7 protein-coding genes and 1 pseudogene are annotated in these 7,206 nt (G+C 39.7%); all 8 read left to right on the forward strand.

What is annotated here, in order from left to right; all coding sequences use genetic code 11:
• Positions 1-198 precede the first annotated feature (198 nt).
• Complete coding sequence (locus BLR79_RS08130; protein WP_092086828.1) at positions 199-1,611, forward strand: glycoside hydrolase family 1 protein; 1,413 nt, start codon at positions 199-201, stop codon at positions 1,609-1,611.
• A 145-nt stretch (positions 1,612-1,756) separates the two neighbouring features.
• Positions 1,757-2,230: a ribosome maturation factor RimP gene (gene rimP, locus BLR79_RS08135; protein WP_092086831.1), complete on the forward strand. Its 474-nt coding sequence runs from the start codon at positions 1,757-1,759 to the stop codon at positions 2,228-2,230.
• Positions 2,231-2,245: 15 nt separating this feature from the next.
• The gene (gene nusA, locus BLR79_RS08140; RefSeq protein ID WP_092086834.1) at positions 2,246-3,580 is read left to right on the forward strand and encodes a transcription termination factor NusA; all 1,335 of its coding nucleotides are present in this window, start codon (positions 2,246-2,248) and stop codon (positions 3,578-3,580) included.
• 22 nt (positions 3,581-3,602) lie between these two features.
• Positions 3,603-3,905 carry an RNase P modulator RnpM gene (rnpM, locus tag BLR79_RS08145; protein ID WP_092086837.1) on the forward strand — a complete coding sequence of 101 codons (303 nt, stop codon included), beginning with the start codon at positions 3,603-3,605 and terminating at the stop codon, positions 3,903-3,905.
• Positions 3,905-4,225 carry a L7Ae/L30e/S12e/Gadd45 family ribosomal protein gene (locus BLR79_RS08150; protein WP_092086840.1) on the forward strand — a complete coding sequence of 107 codons (321 nt, stop codon included), beginning with the start codon at positions 3,905-3,907 and terminating at the stop codon, positions 4,223-4,225. Before rnpM ends, BLR79_RS08150 begins: the two co-directional genes overlap by 1 nt.
• 30 nt (positions 4,226-4,255) lie before the next feature.
• The gene (gene infB / locus BLR79_RS08155) at positions 4,256-6,412 is read left to right on the forward strand and encodes a translation initiation factor IF-2 (protein WP_092086843.1); all 2,157 of its coding nucleotides are present in this window, start codon (positions 4,256-4,258) and stop codon (positions 6,410-6,412) included.
• Positions 6,413-6,441: 29 nt separating this feature from the next.
• A complete protein-coding gene (rbfA, locus tag BLR79_RS08160) occupies positions 6,442-6,807 on the forward strand; it encodes a 30S ribosome-binding factor RbfA (RefSeq protein ID WP_092086846.1) in 366 nt (121 codons plus the stop codon).
• Between the two features lie 137 nt (positions 6,808-6,944).
• Positions 6,945-7,206 (forward strand): annotated as a pseudogene (locus BLR79_RS08165) (IS30 family transposase); the annotation flags it as partial.

A 7,206-nucleotide genomic window follows, 5' to 3' on the forward strand; every position in this document is an offset into this window, starting at 1 on the left:
CTGTTGCCAATCAATTCATCATCAATTCGATCTACTAACATCAGACTTTTGAGGCGCTGTATATTCTTGTATGGTGTTACATAAGCTGACACGCTTACTGCATATTAGTAATTGTCTTTGGGTTTTCAATTCTATTTTTTACTAAGTTTTTAATGTGATACAATAATTTTAAGAATGCATTGAATAGGAGTGGAGCATGTGTCTATTTTTCCAAAGGATTTCTTGTGGGGTGGAGCTACGGCGGCGAATCAAATTGAAGGGGCCTATAATGAAGGTGGTAAAGGGTTAAGTGTGCAAGATGTACTGCCACAAGGTTGGTTTGGTGAGCCTACCAAAGAGCCGACGGCGGATAATTTGAAGTTAGAAGCGATTGACTTTTATCATAATTATAAGGAAGATATCGCGCTCTTTGCGGAAATGGGCTTTAAAGTGTTTCGTTTATCCATTGCTTGGAGTCGTATTTTTCCTAATGGAGACGAAAAGGAACCAAATGAAGAAGGGCTTGCTTTTTATGACCGCGTGTTTGATGAGTTAGAAAAGTATGGGATTGAACCTTTGGTGACGTTGTCTCATTATGAAACACCTCTTCATTTAGCTCGCAAGTATGACGGGTGGTTGAACCGTGATTTAATTGAGTTTTTCAATCATTATACAAAAACAGTGGTGGAGCGTTACCAACACCGTGTGAAGTATTGGTTAACCTTTAATGAAGTAAACTCTGTCCTTCATGCGCCTTTTATGAGTGGTGGGATTGCGACGCCGATGGAAGAGTTGTCTAAGCAAGATTTATACCAAGCTATTCATTATGAACTGGTAGCCTCTGCTTTAGCGACTAAAACGATTCATGAGATTAATCCTGACTTAAAAGTTGGATGTATGGTACTTGCGATGCCAGCGTATCCAATGACGTCTAACCCTTTAGATCAATTGGCGGTTCGCGAGTTCGAAAATCATAACTATTTATTTACAGATATTCATGCTCGCGGAAAATACCCTAACTATATTAAGCGTTACTTTAAAGAAGAAGGAATTGAGCTACAAATTGAACCTGAAGATGAAGCGATTTTAGCAAATCACCCTGTAGACTTTATTTCTTTTTCTTATTATATGAGTGTGACTCAAGCTCATGACTTAGATCAATATAAAAAAGGTCAAGGTAATATCATTGGTGGCTTGGAAAACCCCTATTTAGAACAATCTCAGTGGGGCTGGCAAATTGATCCAGTGGGACTTCGTTTAGTATTAAATGACTTCTATGATCGTTATCAATTACCTTTATTTGTCGTCGAAAACGGCTTAGGTGCTTATGACGAGTTAGTGGAAGTAGACGGAGAATTAACAGTAGAAGATGATTATCGTATTGATTACTTGAAGAAGCATTTAATTCAAGTAGGCGAAGCGATTAAAGATGGAGTCCCTGTCATGGGATATACGTCTTGGGGTTGTATTGATTTAGTCTCAGCGTCAACGGCAGAAATGAGTAAGCGGTATGGTTACATTTATGTTGATCGCCATGATGACGGAACAGGAAGTTTCAAGCGCTATAAGAAAAAATCCTTTGATTGGTATAAAAAAGTAATTGAAACTAACGGCAACTCGTTATTGGATTAGGATAACAGGGTCTATGTATTGTATAAATAAAGGTTTTGTGATAGTATAATAGTAGTAATTGACACGGGCAGAAGAGGAGTGAGCGGCAACGCTCGCTTTTTTTCATGTAAATAACCCAAAAAAGATCTTTTTAAAGAGGTGACTTATGAGTTCAATGGTAGACAAACTACAGCCCATTATCGAACCAATTGTTGAAAATAATGGCTGTGAATTAATTGAAATGGAGTACGTTAATGAAGAGGGTCAATGGTTTTTACGTATTTTTGCGGATAAGCCAGGCCGAATTGATATTAACGATTGTGCATTAATTAGTGAAGAAGTCAGTGTGGCGCTTGATGCGTTAGATCCTGATCCATTTCCACAAGCTTATTTTCTAGAAGTATCCTCTCCTGGAGCTGAGCGTCCGCTAAAAGATGACGAAGCGATTGAAAAAGCCGTAGGCGAGTATGTCCACTTTGCTTATCACGGACATGTAGAAGGAGAAACTTTCCATGAAGGAACATTGATTGAAAGTCAACCGGATGCCTATATTTTAGAAATTAGAGATAAAGCACGTGTTAAACAAATTACTGTCCCTAAAGATGCGATTCGCTTTGCGCGTTTAGCGGTACAGTTTTAAGGAGGAAATTAAAGGATGAGTAAAGAGTTAGTTAAAGCGATGGCCGTGCTTGAAGAAGAAAAGGGAATTTCTCCTGAAATCATTATTGAAGCACTTGAGTCTGCTTTAGTTCTTGCTTATAAAAAGAATTACGATCAAGCTCAAAACGTTGAAGTCCATTTTGATGACAAAACCGGTAAAATCAACGTCTATACGGTGAAAGAAGTCGTTGAAGAAGTGGAAGATGAAACTCTTGAAGTGAGTTTAGAAGACGCCCATGAGAAAAATATTCACTATGAAATTGGCGACAAAATTAACTTTGAGATCACTCCAGCCGACTTTGGACGTATTGCGACGCAAACAGCAAAACATGTGATTATGCAGCGCATTCGTGAAGCAGAACGCGATTTAATTTATAATGAGTATATTCAATATGAAGATGAAGTCTTAACAGGAACGGTGGAGCGAATGGATCCGCGCGGCAATGTGTTTGTTAATATCGGACGCATTGAAGCAGTGATGCCACGTAGCGAACAAATTCCAACGGAAGAATTAGACTTTGAAGATCGTGTGAAAGTGTACGTCGCATCTGTTGACCGTACTAACCGCGGTCCACAAGTGGTGGTTAGCCGTAGTCATGCCGGCTTTTTACGTCGTTTATTCGAAGTAGAAGTGCCAGAAGTGTATGACGGCATTGTTGAAATTGTTAACATGGCTAGAGAAGCAGGGGACCGTTCGAAAGTGGCGGTTCGCTCTCGCGATGAAACCATTGACCCGATCGGAACGGTTGTTGGTCAAGGTGGTCAACGTATTCAAGCCATTGTTAATGAATTAAATGGTGAGAATATGGATATTATCGAGTGGGATGAAGACCCAGCTGTTTTTGTTCGTAACGCGATGAATCCAGCTGAAGTTGTTGACGTGATTTTTGAAGATGAAGGGAACGCGTGTATTGTCGTTGTACCGGATTATCAGTTGTCTCTAGCCATTGGTAAGCGTGGTCAAAACGCTCGTCTAGCCGCTCGTTTAACATCTTACAAAATTGACATTAAGTCAGAAACAGCTTACGCTGAATATTTACAAGAACAAGAAGCGATCCGTGATCAATTAGATGCTGAATCTCTTGAAGAAGATGGTTTAGAAATGGCTGTTGATATGGACGGCGAGCTACTAGATGATGATATTCAACAAATTATCGGTGAAGACGCGGAAGATTTATTACGTCGTCAAGATGATATTGATGAAGGAGTCGTCACGCCGCTTGAATTTGAAGAAGAGATGACGGAAGAAAGTGACGCAGAACGTTTACAACGTTTAGCAGAAGACAACGGCGAAGAAACCATCGACCCGATGGACGATTTAGGCGAATAACATTGAATTAGAGGTGAACTAGATGGCTAAAAAACAACCAAAACAGCGTAAAGTTCCCATGAGAAAGTGTGTCATTTCTCAAGAAATGTACCCTAAAAAAGAGCTTGTACGTGTTGTTAGAACAAAAGAAAATGAAGTATTTATTGATCCAACAGGACGTCAAAATGGACGAGGTGCTTACATTGCACTAGATCCAGAAATAGCAAAAAGAGCTCAAGAAACAAAAGCATTAGATAAAGCGTTTAAAACGTCAATCGATCCTTCATTTTATGAAGAATTGGTCGAATATGTCACCCATCAAAAAGCGCGTCAGGAATTATTCTAATGCTGAAACAAAAACAATTGAATTTATTAGGACTGGGTTTGCGCTCTAGAAACTTAATTACCGGAACGGAATTAGTCGAAAAAGGAATTAAATCAGGTGAAGTTGTTCTTATTATTTGTGCAAAAAATGCCAGTAAGAACACCATCGAAAATTTAACCTATCTAGCAAACCAGCAACAAGTTCCTTTAGATTTAACATTAACAACTGAAGAAATAACCGAAGCATTAGGAAGACCACGTACAGTGTGTGGGTTTTCTAATCGCGGTATGGCAAAACGTTATCTTTCATACTTAGATGAAAGTAAAGGAGAATTGAAATGATGACGTAACACATAATAGGAAGGTGAGAGTATGTCTGGAATGAGAATATATGAATTTGCGAAAAAACACGGCGTAACAAGTAAAGAAGTACTCACATTGGCTAAGGAACAAGGAATGGACTTTGGAAGTCATATGTCTTCTTTAAATAAAGAAGAAGCAAGCCAATTAGAAAAACAATTAAAAGGCTCAAAAGATTCAAACAAAAAAGAGCAAAAAGCGCCTAAACGCAAAAAGAACAATAAACCTGCTCAAGAAGCAAAGAAAGACAACGAAAATACTAAGAAAAAACAAGGCAAAAAGAAACGTCAACCAACCCAACAAAAAGAGGAAAATGAGACTCGTGGAGGACGTCGTCGCCGTAACCGTCGTGGAGGTCGCCGCGGTAACCAACAAAACCGTTCAAAAGCAGCGCCAACCCCTCGTAAACATCGTGATTTACCTGAAAAAGTGGTCTACGAAGAAGGAATGAATATTCAAGATTTATCTAAAATCATCCACCGTGACACTTCAGAAATCATTATGAAAGCCATGGGACTTGGAATTATGGCGAACATGAACCAATCCCTATCTGGAGATGTCATTGAGTTAATTTTAATGGAGTACGGCATTGAGCCAGAACAAAAAGTAGTGATCGACAAATCTGACTTAGAACATTACTTCGAAGACGACTCTAACATGACTCAAGTTCGTCCACCAGTAGTTACTATTATGGGACACGTTGACCACGGTAAAACAACGCTACTTGACAGTTTACGTAATGCGAACGTTGCCGAAGGTGAAGCGGGCGGTATTACGCAACATATCGGTGCCTACCAAGTTATTGCAAATGACAAGCCGATTACATTCTTAGATACGCCAGGTCACGAGGCCTTTACAACTATGCGTGCTCGTGGAGCGGATGTAACAGACGTTACAATCATCGTCGTTGCTGCTGATGATGGGGTTATGCCACAAACAGTTGAAGCGATTAACCACGCCAAAGCAGCTGAAGTACCTATTATTGTTGCGGTTAACAAAATTGATAAACCAACCGCTAACCCAGATCGTGTGATGAATGAGTTAACTGAACACGGTATTATTCCAGAAGAATGGGGCGGGGATACTATCTTTGTTCCAATTTCAGCGCTACAACGATTAAACATTGATGATCTATTAGAAACCGTTCTTTTAGTAGCTGAAATGGAAGAATTAAAAGCAGATCCAGAGCGACGCGCAATTGGTAGCGTTATTGAAGCTTACTTAGACCGCGCTCAAGGAGCTACCGCCACCCTTCTAGTTCAACAAGGAACGCTTCGTGTAGGAGATCCAATTGTTGTTGGAAACACTTACGGACGCGTACGTACAATGACAAACGACCAAGGACAACGTATTCGTGAAGCCGGTCCATCTACTCCGGTCGCGATCACTGGTTTACAAGATACACCGCTAGCAGGAGACTTGTTCGTTGTCTTTGAAGATGAAAAAGAAGCTCGTCAAGCCGGTGAAACCCGTGCAGCACGCGCTCAACAACAACAACGCGAAAACAAAAATAAAATTACTCTTGATAACTTATTTGAAAGTCTACAAGAGGGCGAATTGAAAAACGTTAACGTGATCATTAAAGGTGACGTTCAAGGTTCGGTTGAAGCTTTAGCGGCTAGCTTGCAAAAAATTGACGTTGAAGGAGTTAAAGTAAATATTATTCACCAAGCGGTGGGTGGTATTAATGAAAGTGATATTTCTCTTGCTAACGCATCCAATGCGATTGTGATTGGATTTAACGTTCGACCAACCCCGCAAGCTCGTCAAGAAGCAGAAGCTGAGCAAATTGATATTCGTCTACACCGCGTTATCTATGACGTGATCGATGAAATTGAAACAGCGATGAAAGGAATGCTTGACCCAGAGTACGTTGAAGAAATTACTGGACAAGCCGTCGTCCGTGAAACCTTTAAAGTATCTAAAGTAGGTACCATTGCTGGAGCTTTCATGTTAGATGGTTATATCCGTCGTAATAGTGGAGTTCGTGTCATTCGTGATAACATTGTTGTCTACGAAGGCGAACTATCTAGCTTGAAACGTTTCCAAGATGATGCAAGAGAAGTTACAAAAGGCTTTGAATTTGGTATGATGATTGAAAACTATAACGATATTAAAGTAGACGATCATATTGAAGCCTTCCATATGGTGGAAGTAAAGCCTAAGTAATTGAATCGTTTTTAAAGGAGGATTGCCCTATGGCAAACTATCGTGTTGAACGCGTACGTCAAGAAATTTTACGCGAAGTCAATGATATTTTATTAAAAGACGTCAAAGACCCACGTATTGAAGGGGTTACGATTACAGACGTTGAATTAACAGGCGACTTACAACAAGCTACTGTGTTTTACAGCACCTTGTCTGACTTAGCAAGCGAACGTCAAAAAACAAAAGACGGCTTGCAAGCGGCTAGTGGTTTAGTTCGTAGTGAATTAGCCAAACGTATTAAACTATACAAAGTGCCAACCGTTAAATTCGAACGTGATAAATCGGTTGACTATGGTAACCGTATTGAAGAATTACTTAACCAAGTAAAAGAAGATACTCGTTCAAGTGACGAGTAACAATGAGAGCCATCCTTTTCGAAAGGGTGGCTTTTTTTTATTGCCTGAATTGTAAAATTAAGCTAGAAAAAAACAAATAGGACCATTTGTGCTACACTATTTATGAGTCCAATCATAAATAAGGGAGTAGACACAAAATGGCCTATACACATCTTACCACGAAAGAACTGACTTGGATAGAAAACTACTACGAAATTGGCGAAAAAGCTTACATAGTCGCTAAAAAGTTAAGAAGATCTGCTCAAACCATCTATAATGTCTATCATTATTTAGACGATGGTGGAACTATCATCGACTATTATGAAGGCTACAAAGCTAACAAATCTAAGTGTGGCTCTAAGAAGAAGCAGTTCACAGAAGATCAAATCACCTATATCAATGACCGAGTGTCACAAGGGT

Source organism: Dolosicoccus paucivorans (assembly GCF_900100125.1).
Lineage (GTDB): Bacteria > Bacillota > Bacilli > Lactobacillales > Aerococcaceae > Dolosicoccus > Dolosicoccus paucivorans.

What these genes read in the sequence shown, in the direction of transcription:
- rimP (WP_092086831.1), top strand. Translation starts at nt 1,757, where the DNA reads ATGAGTTCAATGGTAGACAAACTACAGCCCATTATCGAACCAATTGTT.
- nusA (WP_092086834.1), top strand. Translation starts at nt 2,246, where the DNA reads ATGAGTAAAGAGTTAGTTAAAGCGATGGCCGTGCTTGAAGAAGAAAAG.
- rnpM (WP_092086837.1), top strand. Translation starts at nt 3,603, where the DNA reads ATGGCTAAAAAACAACCAAAACAGCGTAAAGTTCCCATGAGAAAGTGT.
- BLR79_RS08150 (WP_092086840.1), top strand. Translation starts at nt 3,905, where the DNA reads ATGCTGAAACAAAAACAATTGAATTTATTAGGACTGGGTTTGCGCTCT.
- infB (WP_092086843.1), top strand. Translation starts at nt 4,256, where the DNA reads ATGTCTGGAATGAGAATATATGAATTTGCGAAAAAACACGGCGTAACA.
- rbfA (WP_092086846.1), top strand. Translation starts at nt 6,442, where the DNA reads ATGGCAAACTATCGTGTTGAACGCGTACGTCAAGAAATTTTACGCGAA.